Here is a 13,945-nt window from a genome sequence, read left to right as displayed (position 1 = left end):
CAGCCATCATCGTTCTTCTCAGGAATCTGATGGCTGGCTCGCAAATTATGACCCTGCCTTTTGAACCAAAAGAAACACTGTTTTATAAATCAGTGAAGCGCGTTGCGGCACTCTTTGTATTTTTGCCATTTGCCTTTCAGTCGTGGCAGAAACAGAAAGGTATCCCAAAGCACATACTCTTACTTTAGCCGTGTAAGCATTACCTTTGGCGAAGCCGGATTGCCAGAGGTCCCTCACTAATAAACAGGGTTAACGGCAATGAAAACACGTAAAATTGGATTGGTTAACTACCTCGCCTATGGTTCGGGCGACTTCCTGGGGGCGGGCACGACAGCACTTACCGCCGCATGGCTACTCTATTTCTACACCACGTTCTGTGGCCTGACGCCTATCGAAGCGACGTTTATTTTTGCGGCTGCCAGGGTACTGGATGCGGTGGTAAGTCCATTGATGGGCTTTTTAACCGATAACTTCGGCTCGACCTGGCTGGGTAAACGCTTTGGTCGCCGTAAGTTCTTTATCCTGTTAGGTATCCCCTGTGTGTTCAGCTACTCCATTATGTGGGTAGGGGACATGAGCTTCTGGTATTACCTGCTGACATATCTGCTGTTTGATGTGGTCTATACCATGATCCTGGTGCCGTACGAAACGCTGGTGCCGGAAATGACCGATGATTTCAAACAGAAAACCAAATTCTCCGGCGCGCGTATCTCGATGGCGCAGATGTCCGCTATTCTCGCATCGTTCCTGCCGGGTCTGCTGCTGGCCCACTTCGGTAAAGACAACCCAATCTCTTTCTTCTACGCAAGCCTGGTGTTCTCTGTACTGTGCGCGCTGATGCTGACTTTTGTCTGGTGCTTTACCTGGGAGCGTCCGCGTGAAGCGTGGACCGAAGCGGCGCTGCGCGCCGAAGCTGAGAAAAAACACCTGACGCTGGGGCAGAGCCTGCGTCGCCTGTTTGTTGAACTGAGCTCAACGCTGCGCATCAAGATTTTCCGCCAGCACCTGGGGATGTACCTGGGCGGCTATATCGCACAGGACGTCTTTAACGCCGTCTTTACCTACTATGTTGTTTTCGTTCTGATGCAGGAAGCGTCTGTCGCGTCTAACTTGCTGGGCACCATGGCTATCTTCCAGTTTATCGCCGTTATCGCCATGATCCCGCTGTGCATCCGTTTTGGACCGGCGCCGTCTTATCGCATGGTGGTGGTGCTGTTTGGTCTGAGCGCGGCATCTTTCGCCATCCTCTACTGGGCGGGCCTGAGCGACATCTATGCCTTGCTGCTGTTGGTGTCTGCCGTTGCCGGTCTGGGCCGTGGGGGTATCAACTACGTACCGTGGAACACCTATACCTATATCGCGGATATCGATGAAGTGGTTACCGGCCAGCGTCGTGAAGGGATCTTCGCGGGCATCATGACCCTGACCCGGAAAGCCTCTCAGGCCGGTGCGGTCATGCTGGTGGGGATTGTGATGCAGGCATCCGGGTTTGTCTCCGGCCAGAAAACGCAGGTGCCGGAAGTGAGCCATACCATCCTGATGATCATGTGCTTCGGTACGTTGCTGGTGCTGGCCTGCGGTTTCCTGGTCTCTCTGCGTTTCAAACTGAACCTGAAAACCCACAGCATTCTGCGTGAAGAGACGGCCAAAATGCGTGAGTCCGGTCGTGTTATTCCGGAAAGCGCAACGCCGCAAGCGCGCGCCACCGTTGAGATGCTGGCCGGCATGCCGTTTGAGTCCCTGTGGGGCAACAACAATATCGGCTATCTGAATCGTAATAAACCTGCCGCGCCTTCCCTGAAAGAAAACGCGTCACTGAAATCGACTTACAACTGAGGTTAAGAATATGAAGGTTTGGCCTGTCAAACATAGCCCGTTACTTTGTCAGCCAGAGCGTTTTATCGCCCGCGACGAGCTGAAATCATTGATTCAGAAGATCACGCATAATCTGGTCAATATTCACGACACCACCGGCGAGTTTTTACTGCGGCTTGACGACGGGCGTGTGATTGACACCAAAGGTTGGGCGGGCTGGGAATGGACCCACGGCGTCGGTCTGTACGGTATGTATCAGTATTACCAGCAGACGGGTGACCAGACGGTGCGTGACGTGATTGATAGCTGGTTCGCTGACCGTTTTGCCGAAGGCGCGACGACCAAGAACGTAAACACCATGGCACCGTTTCTGACGCTGGCGTATCGCTATGAAGAGACCCGGAATCCAGCTTTCCTGCCATGGCTGGAGACCTGGGCTGAGTGGGCGATGAATGAGATGCCACGTACGGATCACGGCGGTATGCAACACATCACTCTGGCAGAAGAGAACCATCAGCAGATGTGGGATGACACCCTGATGATGACTGTTCTGCCGCTGGCGAAAATCGGTAAACTGCTTAACCGTCCTGAGTATGTGGAAGAGGCGACCTATCAGTTCCTGCTGCATGTGCAGAACCTGATGGACAGGGAGACAGGCCTGTGGTTCCACGGCTGGAACTACGAAGGTTGCCATAACTTCGCGCATGCCCGTTGGGCGCGCGGCAATAGCTGGCTGACCATCGTCATCCCGGATTTCCTGGAGCTGGTGGATTTACCGGCAAACAATGCGGTACGCCGTTATCTGGTACAGGTGTTGAACGCACAAATCGCTGCGCTGGCGAAATGCCAGGACGACAGCGGGCTGTGGCATACGCTGCTCGACGATCCGACATCCTATCTTGAGGCGTCGGCAACCGCCGGTTTTGCCTACGGTATTCTGAAAGCGGTACGTAAGCGTTATGTTGGCCAGGAATATGCGCAGGTTGCTGAGAAAGCGATCAAAGCGGTGGTGAAGAATATCTCACCTGAAGGCGAATTGCTGCAGGTCTCATTCGGTACCGGTATGGGCAGCAATCTCGATTTCTACCGCCAGATCCCGCTGACGTCTATGCCGTATGGTCAGGCCATGGCGATGCTGTGCCTGACCGAGTATCTGCGTAAGTATTTCTAAGCTTCCCCGGCGGCGCGAAGCTTGCCGGGGCTACCTTTGGCGCGGTCGGTAGTGCTGTGAACGTTTTCGACCTTTTTAGCCAGGGCTGACCCTTTTTCCCGACCGCAGGCAGCGGGGCGGGAGGCGAACACAGTGCGAAGCACCGCTTTCTTTGCGGGGCCGTGGGGATTATAAAGGGGAACGCGGTGTTCCCCTTTACCCGTTCACGGGTTCTGTCGCGACAGAAAAGCAAGGAACATAAGGTGAACGGAATGACCATCAGAGCCGCATTTTCCCCTCACCCTGGCCCTCTCCCCAAAGAGGAGAGGGGACCGTTCGTGCTCGCATTTTTGTGGCGATTCCTCAGCCCAGGGGGCTTAGGGCATCTTTATCATGCATGGCGATATAAAAACAAAACCCGGCATTTGCCGGGTTTTTTTACAGACCGTCGATTTACATACGTTCGATGGTTTCGATACCGAGCGTATCCAGACCCAGTTTCAGCGTCTTCGCAGTCAGCAGCGCCAGTTTCAGGCGGCTATTGCGGACTTCTTCATTCCCGGCGCTCAGAATCGGACAATGTTCATAGAAGCCAGAGAACAGGCCCGCCAGATCGTACAGATAGGCACACATCACGTGCGGTGTCCCTTCACGGGCAACCACATTCAGCGTCTCTTCAAACTGCATCAGGCGTGCGGCCAACTGGGCTTCGCGATCTTCGCTGATCACCACCTTCGCGGCGAGAAGGGCGCTTTCGTCGACCTCTGCTTTACGGAACACCGACAGCACGCGGGTATAGGCGTATTGCATATACGGCGCAGTGTTACCTTCAAACGCCAGCATATTGTCCCAGTCGAAGACATAATCGGTGGTACGGCTTTTGGAAAGATCCGCGTATTTCACCGCGCCGATACCTACGGCATTAGCCAGTTTTTCCAGCTCGTCTGCTGGCATATCCGGGTTCTTCTCAGCCACCAGACGACGGGCACGCTCCAGCGCCTCATCAAGCAGATCAGCCAGTTTCACCGTGCCGCCCGCACGGGTTTTGAACGGCTTGCCATCTTTACCCAGCATCATGCCGAACATATGGTGTTCGAGAGACACAGACTCCGGTATATAACCGGCCTTACGCACGATAGTCCAGGCCTGCATCAGGTGCTGATGCTGGCGGGAGTCGATGTAGTACAGCACACGGTCTGCATGCAGCGTTTCATAACGGTATTTGGCACAGGCAATGTCGGTGGTGGTATAGAGGTAGCCGCCATCTTTCTTCTGGATGATCACACCCATCGGCTCGCCTTCTTTGTTCTTGAACTCGTCCAGGAACACCACGGTTGCGCCTTCGCTCTCCACTGCCAGCCCTTTGGCTTTCAGATCGGCCACGATCCCCGGCAGCATTGAGTTATAGAGGCTTTCGCCCATCACGTCTTTACGCGTCAGGGTAACGTTCAGGCGGTCATAGGTCATCTGGTTCTGGGTCATGGTAATGTCGACCAGTTTGCGCCACATCTGCAGGAAATATTCATCGCCACCTTGCAGTTTCACGACGTAGCTACGGGCGCGCTCGGCGAAAGCTTCATCTTCGTCGTAATGCTTTTTGGCTTCGCGGTAGAAACCTTCAAGATCCGCCAGCGCCATTTCACCCGCGTTTTGCTGCTGTTGCAGCTCCAGCCAGGCAATCAGCATACCGAACTGGGTACCCCAGTCACCCACGTGGTTCGCGCGGATCACGTTATGACCGAGGAACTCCAGGGTTCGCACGGATGCATCCCCGATGATGGTTGAACGCAGGTGTCCAACGTGCATCTCTTTCGCCACGTTCGGCGCTGAATAATCGACAACGATGGTTTGTGCCTGCGGCTTCGTGATGCCCAGACGGTCGGACTGCAACGCCAGGCTTACCTGGTCTGCCAGAAACTCCGGGGCCAGGAAGATATTGATAAAACCAGGCCCGGCGATTTCCACTTTGCTGGCGATCCCGCTGAGATCGAGATGAGTCAGTACCTTCTCGGCCAGTTGTCGCGGTGCCATGCCCAATTTTTTGGCAATTGCCATCACGCCATTAGCCTGATAATCGCCGAACTGGACTTTTGCAGACTGGCGGACCTGCGGTTCGCAATCCGCATCCGCACCTGCGGCAATGAGCGCCTGACCGACTTTTTCTGAGAGTAGAGCCTGAATATTCACCGGGATACCTTACATTGATGACGCGGCACATAAGGGCAGGCCGCGTCCGGGTGTTGATTATGAAAGGCGGGAGTATACTGCAAATGCCCGCAGGCGTCAGCACCGTAACCCGGTGGTTCACGTCAAAAAGCGTGGCCTGTTAGCGCCCGGATGAACGCTTAACACATTCGATCATGGACGTGTTTTCATCCCCCTCATCCGAAACGCCAGGCGCCTGATCTTACTCGCTATCCTGCGAGGGGGATTTATCCGTAGTATAGTAAGAAGAGTTTATTTCTTTGAGCGTACTATGACTTATTCCATTGGCGAATTTGCCCGGCTTTGCGGGATAACGGCGACCACACTACGCGCCTGGCAGCGCCGCTACGGTCTGCTCAAACCGATGCGCACGGAAGGTGGGCATCGGCTTTACAATGATGACGACGTGCAACAGGCGCTTAAAATTCTCGACTGGGTGAAAAAAGGGGTGCCTGTTAGCCAGGTTAAACCGCTGCTGGCAAGGCCAGAGATGCGGCGAACGAACAACTGGGTCACCCTGCAAGAGAACATGCTTTCACGGCTGAAAGAGGGGAAGATTGACTCTCTGCGGCAGCTTATTTATGACTCCGGACGCGAATATCCTCGCCCGGAACTGGTCACGGAAGTGTTGCGCCCGTTGCGCAGTAAAATGTCCGCCAATATTGCGGCAATGATTACGCTACGTGAAATCCTCGACGGCATTATTATCTCCTACACCTCGTTTTGCCTTGAAGGGGATAAGCGCGCGCCAGGCGATAATTATCTTATCACCGGCTGGCATCTGACCGACCCTTGTGAAATCTGGCTTGAAGCGCTTCGGCTGACCGGGCAGGGGCATCGCATCGATATCCTTCCGGTTCCGCCAGCCATGCTGGCGCCGGAGATTTTGCCGACAAGAAAATGGTTGCTGGTCACCAGCGGTAAGTTATCGGCCGCGCGTAAAAAACAGATTGAACTGTGGCAATCGCAGGTCAATTCTCTCGACGTTATTACCCTCTAGATCCTCTCTTCTGCTTGTGTTCATGGTCGCTGCATAGCGACCTGGACGCTTACGCCTTTTTCTCAAATTAAGCATAAAAATTAATCACATTTAATCTATTGATATTTAAGGCTTATAAAATATTTACGCAACAAAACTTGGACAAATATAATTAATTGTGTAAGTTTTAGATCAAGCGATAGCCGCGTTTTGTCAACGGAAAGGGTAAGACCCATGAGCACCATGCAGTCCGTCATTGATCGGTTTGTTCATTACTACGCTGAACTGGACAGCCAGCCGCCTTCGGCGCTGAGCGCGCTCTATCATCCCGATGCTGTGTTGCAGGATCCGTTTGGCGAGCATCACGGATTCGTTGCTATCCATCGTTACTTCACCCATCTACTGGCAAATGTTGAACAGTGCCGTTTCGCTATTGATCCCCCGCTTTGTGATGGTCAGCGGTTTGCGGTGACCTGGACCATGCACTGGTCGCATCCGCATATCCGTGGCAACGACCCCCTCACGCTGCCAGGCTGCTCGGTCGTAGAAGTGCAGGGGGAGCATGTCTTACATCAGCGTGATTATTACGACGCCGGGGAGATGCTGTATGAGCATCTTCCCGTACTGGGCTGGGCGGTCCGCGGTGTGAAAAAGAGGGTTCGCGCATGAAAACGGTGCTTATCACGGGTGCCAGTTCGGGTATTGGCGAGGGGCTTGCTAAATCCTTCGCCGCCGATGGCTACCTCGTCATTGCCTGCGGGCGCGATCCATCGCGTCTTGAGGCATTACAACAATTCAGCCCCAACATTAGCGTGCGTCTTTTCGATATGACAGACAGGGACGCCTGTCGCCAGGCGCTGGAAGGGTGTTCTGCCGATCTGGTTATTCTTTGTGCGGGCACCTGCGAATATCTGGATCACGGGGTGGTGGATGCCGCTCTTGTCGAACGGGTGATGAGCACCAATTTTCTTGGCCCGGTGAACTGTCTTGCCGCGCTCCAGACACAGCTTAAACCCGGAAGTCGCGTTGTGCTGGTCAGTTCGATGGCGCACTGGCTGCCATTTCCCCGCGCCGAAGCCTATGGCGCGTCAAAAGCTGCGCTCAGTTGGTTTGCTGACAGTTTGCGTCTGGACTGGGAGCCGAAAGGGATCGCTGTCACCGTGGTTTCGCCGGGCTTTGTCGACACCCCGCTGACCCGTAAAAACGACTTTTCTATGCCTGGTCAGGTGAGTGTCGGGCAGGCGGTAACGGCGATTCGTCGCGGTCTCGCAAAGGGCAAAACACATATCGTATTTCCAGGCGCTTTTGGGTTGCTGTTGCGCTCGCTCTCCTCTCTTCCAGCCGTTGTGCAGCGGGCATTCTTACGCAGGATGGTACGGCCATGAACATTGCAATTATTGGTAGCGGCATTGCCGGGCTGACCTGTGCATGGCGGCTGGCCGGTCATCACAAGGTGACACTATTTGAAGCACAAGCCACGCCCGGCGGGCATACGGCTACAGTGGATGTCGCCACCCCACAGGGGAGATGGGCCATTGATACCGGTTTTATCGTCTACAACGATCGCACCTACCCGCGTTTTATGGGGCTGCTCAGCGAACTGGGTATCGCCGGGCAGAAGACGCAAATGAGTTTTTCCGTCCACAATCCGCAAAGTGGGCTGGAGTATAACGGTCACACCCTTGCTTCGCTGTTTGCCCAGCGCCGAAATCTCATTAACCCATCTTTCTGGCATCTGCTCAGCGATATCGTGCGTTTTAACCGCCAGGCAAAACAGGCTCTCGCGGGCAAGGTAGATGAGAAAGCCACACTGCAAAGCTTTCTCGATGAGCACCGGTTCAGCGCCTTTTTTGCCCGCCATTACATTCTGCCGATGGGGGCGGCCATCTGGTCATCGTCCCTGCAAGAGATGCGGCGTTTCCCGTTGCCGCTGTTTTTGCGCTTCTTTGAGAATCATGGACTGCTGGATGTGACCCATCGCCCGCAGTGGTATGTGGTACCCGGCGGTTCGCGTGAGTATATCCGCGCCATGCTCGCCAAACTCGGCGACCGCCTGACGCTGCATCTCAATACGCCGGTGCAGAGCGTTACCCGCCACGATAAGGGGGTGGAAATCCAACTTGCCGATGCAACCTCTACGTTTGACCACGTTATTTTTGCCTGCCACTCCGCACAGGCGCTGGCGATGCTTGCCGATCCCACGGTTGCGGAAACAGAGATTCTCGGCGGTATCGGCTGGCAGCGTAACGAGGTGGTCTTGCACAGTGACCGACGCTGGCTCCCGCAACGTGAGCGTGCCTGGGCAAGCTGGAACTACCGCCTGAATGAGCGGGATCAGGCCAGCGCGTGCGTGACCTACAACATGAATATCCTGCAAGGGCTACCAAAGGAAGCGCCTTTATTCTGCGTAACGTTGAACCCGGACACGCCCGTTGATGAACTCTACGTCTGGAAACGCTTTGTTTATGAGCACCCGCTGTTTAACCCGCAAAGCTGGCAGGCACAGGCGCGGCGCGGTGAGATTAATGGCCATCAGCGTAGCTGGTTCTGCGGCGCTTACTGGTACAACGGCTTTCATGAGGATGGTGTTCGCAGCGCGCTCGATGTGGTGCAGGGCATCGCCCATGGGGAGGGCCAGTAACATGAACAGTTGTCTTTATGAAGGTGTTTTACGCCATCGGCGTCTTCTGCCCCGTGAGCACCATTTCAACTATCGTGTATTTATGGCCTTGCTCGATCTGGATGAGCTGGACGCACTCCCGATGTCAGGCATTCGTCGTAACCGTTTTGCTGCCGCCGCCTTTTATGACGAGGATTATCCGCTGGGATCGCCGCTTAAGGCGAAAGTTCTCGAACGGCTGGAAAATCTGACCGGCGAGCGTCCGCAGGGGCGGGTGATGTTGCTCACTCAACTGCGCTATTTCGGCTTTCATTTTAACCCGGTCAACTTCTATTACTGCTACGACCAGCAAGACGTTCTGTGTTGGGTGCTGGCCGAGGTGCGCAATACGCCCTGGAATGAACGACATTACTATGCCGTTGACGGACAGAATACCCGCCCGCTGGAAAAAGCGTTCCACGTTTCCCCGTTTAATCCGATGGATATGGTCTATCACTGGCGCTTTAACCGTCCTGGAAAAACGTTGCATATGCATATCGAAAACCATCAGGAGGCGAAGGTCTTCGACGCCACGTTGCGTCTGACCCGGCGTCCATTAACGCGCGCTGCACTCACATCCTTGCTGTTGCGTATTCCGCTCATGACGCTCAAGACCGTGATGGCCATTTATTGGCAGGCGCTGCGTCTGTGGCTTAAGCGCGTACCCCTTTATAACCATCCCGTCAGCAGGAGTGAACGCTCATGACCGATCCCGTCTTTGCGCTTGAACCCGATATGCCGCGTAATGCTCGCGTCGCGCGCTGGTTGCTCTTTCGCCTTCTGAACGGTTTACGCGTGGGGTCTCTCACGCTTCGTGAGGGGGGGCAAACTTACCATTTTGGCGACACTGCCGCCGCGTTGCGCGCAGAGGTGCAGATCCTTTCCCCGGTCGTTTACTGGCGTTTACTGACTGGCGGTAGCCTTGCGGCGGCGGAAGCCTGGATGGATGGCGAGTGGGAGACGCATCAGCTTACCCCGCTGTTGCAGATTTTAGCGCTCAACAGCCAGGTTTTAGGAAAACTGGAAAGCGGCTTTCGCCTGCTCGGGCGTCCGATTGAGCGGCTACGCCACTGGACACGGCGGAATGACCGTCAGCAGGCGCGGGAAAACATTGCCGCGCACTATGACCTGGGGAATCTTTTTTACGCCCAATTCCTGGATGAACAGTTGCTCTACTCCAGCGCGCTGTTCACCGCGCCCGATCAGGATCTCGCCAGTGCGCAGCAGGCAAAAATGGCGCGATTGTGCGAACAACTGGCGCTAACGCCGGACGATCACCTGCTGGAGATCGGCACCGGATGGGGGGCCATGGCGGAGTATGCCGCACGTCATTATGGCTGTCGGGTGACCACCACCACGCTATCACGCGAGCAGTACACGTGGGCTCAGGCACGCATTCTCCAGGCAGGCTTGCAGGATAAGGTTCAGGTATTGCTGTGCGACTATCGCGACCTGACCGGACAGTTCGACAAACTGGTTTCGATTGAGATGATTGAAGCGGTAGGAAAACGCTATCTCCCGACCTTCTTTCGAACCTGTCAGGCGCGCCTGCGCGCAGGTGGGAAAATGGCAATTCAGGCCATCACCATTCAGGATCAGCGCTACAGCGATTACAGCAAAAGCGTCGATTTTATCCAGCGTTACATCTTTCCCGGCGGTTTCTTGCCGAGCATAACGGCAATGAACAACCTGATGACCCGCCACACCGATTTTGTGGTGCGCAATGTGTTCGATATGGGGCCCGATTATGCCCGCACCCTCGCGCACTGGCGTCAGCGTTTCGTTCAGGCCTGGCAAGAGATTGAAAAGATGGGGTTTGATGAGCGTTTTCGCCGCATGTGGCTTTACTATTTTGGCTACTGCGAAGCGGGTTTCAATGCACGCACCATCAGCGTGGTGCAACTGACTGCGGAACGTGTATGAACCGCCATCTGCAGGTTTTCTTCATGGCCGTGGCGTTCGATCTTTACTGGACGCTGGTGGTGCTGTTTCGTGAGCGCGGCATTATCGTCTGGCTCGCACTGGCGATGCTCGCCTGCGTTATGCTTGCGCCAGCGTTGCGCATATATGCCCTGGTGCTGGCCGTGGCTGGCGGCTCGCTGGATGCCCTCTGGGCGCTTACCGGATTGATCCGTTTCAGCGGAGATGGCGTGCTGCCATTGTGGATGGTGGCGCTGTGGCTGATGTTTGCCGTCGTCTGGACCCGACTCACCCACACCAGTGCCTTGCCGGGCTGGACGCTGGCGTTGCTGGCGACGCTGGGCGGGCCAGTTGCTTACTATGTCGGTGAACGGCTGGGGGCGATTACATTCCTGCAACCGAACTTTATTGTGCTGAGCTGGCTCGGGCTCGGATGGCTGGTACTGGCGCTTTTTTTCCATTTATTGATGGGGAGGCGGCAATGAAAGCTCTGCGCTTTGCGCTGCTATTACTGATAGCCGCCGCTCCCTTAGCCAGTGCCTCTGACTGGCTAAACTGGCGCAAAGCCGGTGACGCAACATTAACCTGGGGGCCCTTTACCGTTTATACCTCGCAACTGCGCACGCCGCAGGGGCGTTATATCGCAGCGGATCAGGACCAGGCGTTAATCATTACCTACGCGCGGGACATCACGCGTGATGAACTGGTCGATGCGACTCGCGAACAGTGGCAGGCGCTGGGCATTCTGACGCGGGAAGCGCAGAGTCAGGCCTGGCTACGCACCCTGGCAACGCTCTGGCCGGATGTCCGTTCGGGCACGCAACTGGCGTTTGTTCTGCACGATAAACAAGGGCAGTTCTGGTATCGCGCTTCGGCGGCGCAAAAAGCCTTTACCCCGCTGGGGCCACCGCAATCCCTGGCGTTCAGCATCAGCTTTCTGGCCATCTGGCTCGATCCCCATACGCAATACCCCATGCTGCGTCAGCAGCTCATTGGAGGTGAACAATGAAACGCATTCTGGCACTTGGACTGACACTTCTCTTAATGCTGACGGGCTGCAGTAGCGAGATAAATGACTATCAACGCCAACAGCCGCCACTCGATATATTTCACTATTTTCAGGGCAAGACCGAAGCCTGGGGCATGGTGCAGGACTATAGTGGTAAACAATTGCGCCGCTTCCACGTTGAGATAGAGGGCGACGTGGTGGGCGACACGCTGACACTCAACGAACATTTTGTGTACGACGATGGCGAAAAACAGCAGCGGGTGTGGCATATCCGGCGTACCGGTAACGGCCGCTATGAAGGGACTGCTGGCGATATCGACGGTGTTGCACGGGGGCAGGCGGCAGGCAATGCCTTTAACTGGCGTTACAGCATGAACGTGACGGCTGACGGGAAAACCTGGCTGCTACACTTTGATGACTGGCTGTATCTGCAGGACGATACACACCTTTTCAACAAAACCGCCATGAAGAAATTCGGCATTACCGTTGCAACGGTCACGCTCTTTTTCACCCGAAAAACACAATAAAAGGAGAGGGGTATGAAAACTCAACCGACGATTGGTATCAGCGGCTGTTTGACCGGCTCGGCCGTGCGTTTCGATGGCGGACATAAGCGCATGGGGTTTGTGATGGACGAACTTGCCCAGTGGGTGACCTTTAGCCCTGTCTGCCCGGAGATGGCTATGGGGCTGCCCGTTCCCCGCCCGGCGTTGCGTCTGGTTCAGACCGCCAGTGGCGAGACCCGGATGCGCTTTAGCCAGGCGCCGAATGAGGATGTCACCCAGAAAATAGATGACTTCACCACGGCGTATCTGCCCCGCGTTGCCGAACTGGCCGGTTTTATCGTCTGTGCGAAATCACCGAGTTGCGGAATGGAACGCGTGCGACTGTACGATGAAAAAGGCGGGCGAGGGCGGAAAGAGGGGGTGGGGCGTTTCACCGGCGCGTTACTCTCGGCGTACCCGTGGCTGCCGGTGGAAGAAGACGGTCGCCTGCACGACCCGGTATTGCGCGAAAACTTTGTGGAGCGCGTATTCGCATTATATGAGCTCAATACCCTGCGGGCACGCGGTCTGACCCGTCATAGCCTGCTCGATTTTCACAGCCGCTACAAACTCCAGTTGCTGGCACATCATCAGGCGGGATACCGGGAGATCGGGCCGTTTGTCGCGTCACTTTCCCAGTGGGACAACCTGGAGGCGTTTTTCGAGGCTTACCGGGAAAAGCTGATGGCGATCCTCAAACACCCGGCCTCCCGCAAGAATCACACTAACGTATTGATGCACATTCAGGGGTATTTTCACGGCAAACTTACGCCTCGTCAGCGCGGTGAGCTTCGGGAGGTGATTCTTCACTATCGCGCCGGGCTGCTGCCGATACTTGCCCCCTTAACGTTGCTCAAACATTACCTTGGCGAATACCCTGACCACTATCTGCTGGCACAAAACTATTTCAATCCCTATCCCAACGATCTGGGGCTTCGCCTGAACCTCAAATAACCGGGTGGCAGTGACGTCAGACGCGGGCGATGTCACTGCATAACCTGAGTTGGTGACATGCGCAGAACAAGGTAAAGTATCGCCCGAATTCATCGCATGGGAATAAACAATGGCTGGCTGGCAACATATTGACGAGCTGCAGGATATCGCTGCAGATCTCCCGCGTTTCATTGAGGATCTGACACACCTTGTCACCCGCCTGGGGCTGGATATCCGTGACCTCAATGCTGACCATATCTCCTTGCGCTGTCACCAGAACGCGACGGCTGAACGCTGGCGTCGCGGCTTTGAACAGTGCGGTGAGTTGCTCTCAGAAAACCTTATTAATGGCCGACCTATCTGTCTGTTCAGGTTATCGCAACCGGTGCAGGTCGCGCACTGGGCATTTAGCGTGGTCGAACTGCCGTGGCCGGGGGAAAAACGTTACCCGCACGAGGGGTGGGAGCATATCGAAATTGTACTGCCGGGTGAGCCGGAAACCCTCAATGCCCGCGCGCTGGCGCTGCTTTCGGATGAGGGGTTGAGCCAGCCAGGCATTTTTGTGAAGACCAGTTCGCCAAAAGGTGAACGAGAGCGTCTGCCGAACCCCACGCTTGCCGTGACCGATGGTAAAGTCACCATCAAATTTCACCCCTGGTCGATAGAAGAGATAGTCGCCAGCGAGCAATAGAATCTCACTGTGTGAGGGCGCTCAGCACGCAGGTTGCCA

At 55.4% G+C, this 13,945-nt stretch carries 15 protein-coding genes; 14 read left to right on the top strand and 1 reads right to left on the bottom strand.

Features of this window, described 5'->3' with window-relative positions; genetic code table 11:
• The first annotated feature begins 29 nt into the window (after positions 1-29).
• The 3 genes from C5523_RS27480 to C5523_RS17130 all read left to right on the top strand — a co-directional run bounded on the left by C5523_RS27480 (position 30) and on the right by C5523_RS17130 (position 2,986).
• Positions 30-188, top strand: coding sequence for a hypothetical protein (locus tag C5523_RS27480; protein WP_172960863.1), 159 nt, complete (start codon positions 30-32; stop codon positions 186-188).
• A 70-nt stretch (positions 189-258) separates the two neighbouring features.
• Positions 259-1,836, top strand: coding sequence for an MFS transporter (locus C5523_RS17135; RefSeq protein ID WP_039078699.1), 1,578 nt, complete (start codon positions 259-261; stop codon positions 1,834-1,836).
• Positions 1,837-1,846: 10 nt separating this feature from the next.
• On the top strand, positions 1,847-2,986 hold the full coding sequence (locus C5523_RS17130) for a glycoside hydrolase family 105 protein (RefSeq protein ID WP_079496736.1): 1,140 nt from the start codon (positions 1,847-1,849) through the stop codon (positions 2,984-2,986).
• 432 nt (positions 2,987-3,418) lie between these two features.
• Here the strand turns inward: C5523_RS17130 and argS are convergent, their stop codons facing one another.
• Positions 3,419-5,152, bottom strand: a complete 1,734-nt coding sequence (argS, locus tag C5523_RS17125; RefSeq protein ID WP_039078701.1) for an arginine--tRNA ligase — start codon at positions 5,150-5,152, stop codon at positions 3,419-3,421.
• Positions 5,153-5,441: 289 nt separating this feature from the next.
• On the opposite strand from argS, the gene C5523_RS17120 reads away from it, so the two are divergent.
• From C5523_RS17120 to C5523_RS17070, 11 genes are all read left to right on the top strand, one after another.
• Positions 5,442-6,170, top strand: a complete 729-nt coding sequence (locus C5523_RS17120) for a MerR family transcriptional regulator (RefSeq protein ID WP_108701615.1) — start codon at positions 5,442-5,444, stop codon at positions 6,168-6,170.
• 213 nt (positions 6,171-6,383) lie between these two features.
• Positions 6,384-6,818, top strand: a complete 435-nt coding sequence (locus C5523_RS17115; RefSeq protein ID WP_108701614.1) for a nuclear transport factor 2 family protein — start codon at positions 6,384-6,386, stop codon at positions 6,816-6,818.
• A complete protein-coding gene (locus tag C5523_RS17110) occupies positions 6,815-7,534 on the top strand; it encodes an SDR family NAD(P)-dependent oxidoreductase (protein ID WP_108701613.1) in 720 nt (239 codons plus the stop codon). The genes C5523_RS17115 and C5523_RS17110 overlap by 4 nt, the downstream gene beginning before the upstream one ends.
• Positions 7,531-8,790: an NAD(P)/FAD-dependent oxidoreductase gene (locus C5523_RS17105; RefSeq protein ID WP_108701612.1), complete on the top strand. Its 1,260-nt coding sequence runs from the start codon at positions 7,531-7,533 to the stop codon at positions 8,788-8,790. The genes C5523_RS17110 and C5523_RS17105 overlap by 4 nt, the downstream gene beginning before the upstream one ends.
• A gap of 1 nt (position 8,791) precedes the next feature.
• Positions 8,792-9,514: a DUF1365 domain-containing protein gene (locus tag C5523_RS17100; RefSeq protein WP_108701611.1), complete on the top strand. Its 723-nt coding sequence runs from the start codon at positions 8,792-8,794 to the stop codon at positions 9,512-9,514.
• Entirely contained in the window at positions 9,511-10,731 is a 1,221-nt protein-coding gene (locus C5523_RS17095) for a cyclopropane-fatty-acyl-phospholipid synthase family protein (protein ID WP_108701610.1), read from the top strand. The genes C5523_RS17100 and C5523_RS17095 overlap by 4 nt, the downstream gene beginning before the upstream one ends.
• Positions 10,728-11,213 carry a DUF2878 domain-containing protein gene (locus tag C5523_RS17090; RefSeq protein ID WP_108701609.1) on the top strand — a complete coding sequence of 162 codons (486 nt, stop codon included), beginning with the start codon at positions 10,728-10,730 and terminating at the stop codon, positions 11,211-11,213. Before C5523_RS17095 ends, C5523_RS17090 begins: the two co-directional genes overlap by 4 nt.
• Positions 11,214-11,218: 5 nt before the next feature.
• Positions 11,219-11,737, top strand: a complete 519-nt coding sequence (locus C5523_RS17085) for a hypothetical protein (protein WP_108702350.1) — start codon at positions 11,219-11,221, stop codon at positions 11,735-11,737.
• Positions 11,734-12,264, top strand: coding sequence for a DUF3833 domain-containing protein (locus C5523_RS17080; protein WP_107223001.1), 531 nt, complete (start codon positions 11,734-11,736; stop codon positions 12,262-12,264). Before C5523_RS17085 ends, C5523_RS17080 begins: the two co-directional genes overlap by 4 nt.
• 12 nt (positions 12,265-12,276) lie before the next feature.
• On the top strand, positions 12,277-13,236 hold the full coding sequence (locus tag C5523_RS17075; RefSeq protein WP_039078710.1) for a DUF523 and DUF1722 domain-containing protein: 960 nt from the start codon (positions 12,277-12,279) through the stop codon (positions 13,234-13,236).
• 109 nt (positions 13,237-13,345) lie between these two features.
• Positions 13,346-13,906: a VOC family protein gene (locus C5523_RS17070; RefSeq protein WP_039078711.1), complete on the top strand. Its 561-nt coding sequence runs from the start codon at positions 13,346-13,348 to the stop codon at positions 13,904-13,906.
• Positions 13,907-13,945 lie beyond the last annotated feature (39 nt).

Origin of the sequence: Phytobacter sp. SCO41 (genome assembly GCF_003073275.1) — a bacterium.
GTDB classification, from domain to species: domain Bacteria; phylum Pseudomonadota; class Gammaproteobacteria; order Enterobacterales; family Enterobacteriaceae; genus Phytobacter; species Phytobacter diazotrophicus.
The sequence above is the reverse complement of the archived record's forward strand: the minus strand, read 5'-3'. Positions and strand labels throughout refer to the sequence as shown.

Excerpts from the sequence above, each read along its gene's own strand:
- C5523_RS27480 (WP_172960863.1), top strand. The coding sequence starts at position 30 with ATGGCTGGCTCGCAAATTATGACCCTGCCTTTTGAACCAAAAGAAACA.
- C5523_RS17135 (WP_039078699.1), top strand. The coding sequence starts at position 259 with ATGAAAACACGTAAAATTGGATTGGTTAACTACCTCGCCTATGGTTCG.
- C5523_RS17130 (WP_079496736.1), top strand. The coding sequence starts at position 1,847 with ATGAAGGTTTGGCCTGTCAAACATAGCCCGTTACTTTGTCAGCCAGAG.
- C5523_RS17120 (WP_108701615.1), top strand. The coding sequence starts at position 5,442 with ATGACTTATTCCATTGGCGAATTTGCCCGGCTTTGCGGGATAACGGCG.
- C5523_RS17115 (WP_108701614.1), top strand. The coding sequence starts at position 6,384 with ATGAGCACCATGCAGTCCGTCATTGATCGGTTTGTTCATTACTACGCT.
- C5523_RS17110 (WP_108701613.1), top strand. The coding sequence starts at position 6,815 with ATGAAAACGGTGCTTATCACGGGTGCCAGTTCGGGTATTGGCGAGGGG.
- C5523_RS17105 (WP_108701612.1), top strand. The coding sequence starts at position 7,531 with ATGAACATTGCAATTATTGGTAGCGGCATTGCCGGGCTGACCTGTGCA.
- C5523_RS17100 (WP_108701611.1), top strand. The coding sequence starts at position 8,792 with ATGAACAGTTGTCTTTATGAAGGTGTTTTACGCCATCGGCGTCTTCTG.
- C5523_RS17095 (WP_108701610.1), top strand. The coding sequence starts at position 9,511 with ATGACCGATCCCGTCTTTGCGCTTGAACCCGATATGCCGCGTAATGCT.
- C5523_RS17090 (WP_108701609.1), top strand. The coding sequence starts at position 10,728 with ATGAACCGCCATCTGCAGGTTTTCTTCATGGCCGTGGCGTTCGATCTT.
- C5523_RS17080 (WP_107223001.1), top strand. The coding sequence starts at position 11,734 with ATGAAACGCATTCTGGCACTTGGACTGACACTTCTCTTAATGCTGACG.
- C5523_RS17075 (WP_039078710.1), top strand. The coding sequence starts at position 12,277 with ATGAAAACTCAACCGACGATTGGTATCAGCGGCTGTTTGACCGGCTCG.
- C5523_RS17070 (WP_039078711.1), top strand. The coding sequence starts at position 13,346 with ATGGCTGGCTGGCAACATATTGACGAGCTGCAGGATATCGCTGCAGAT.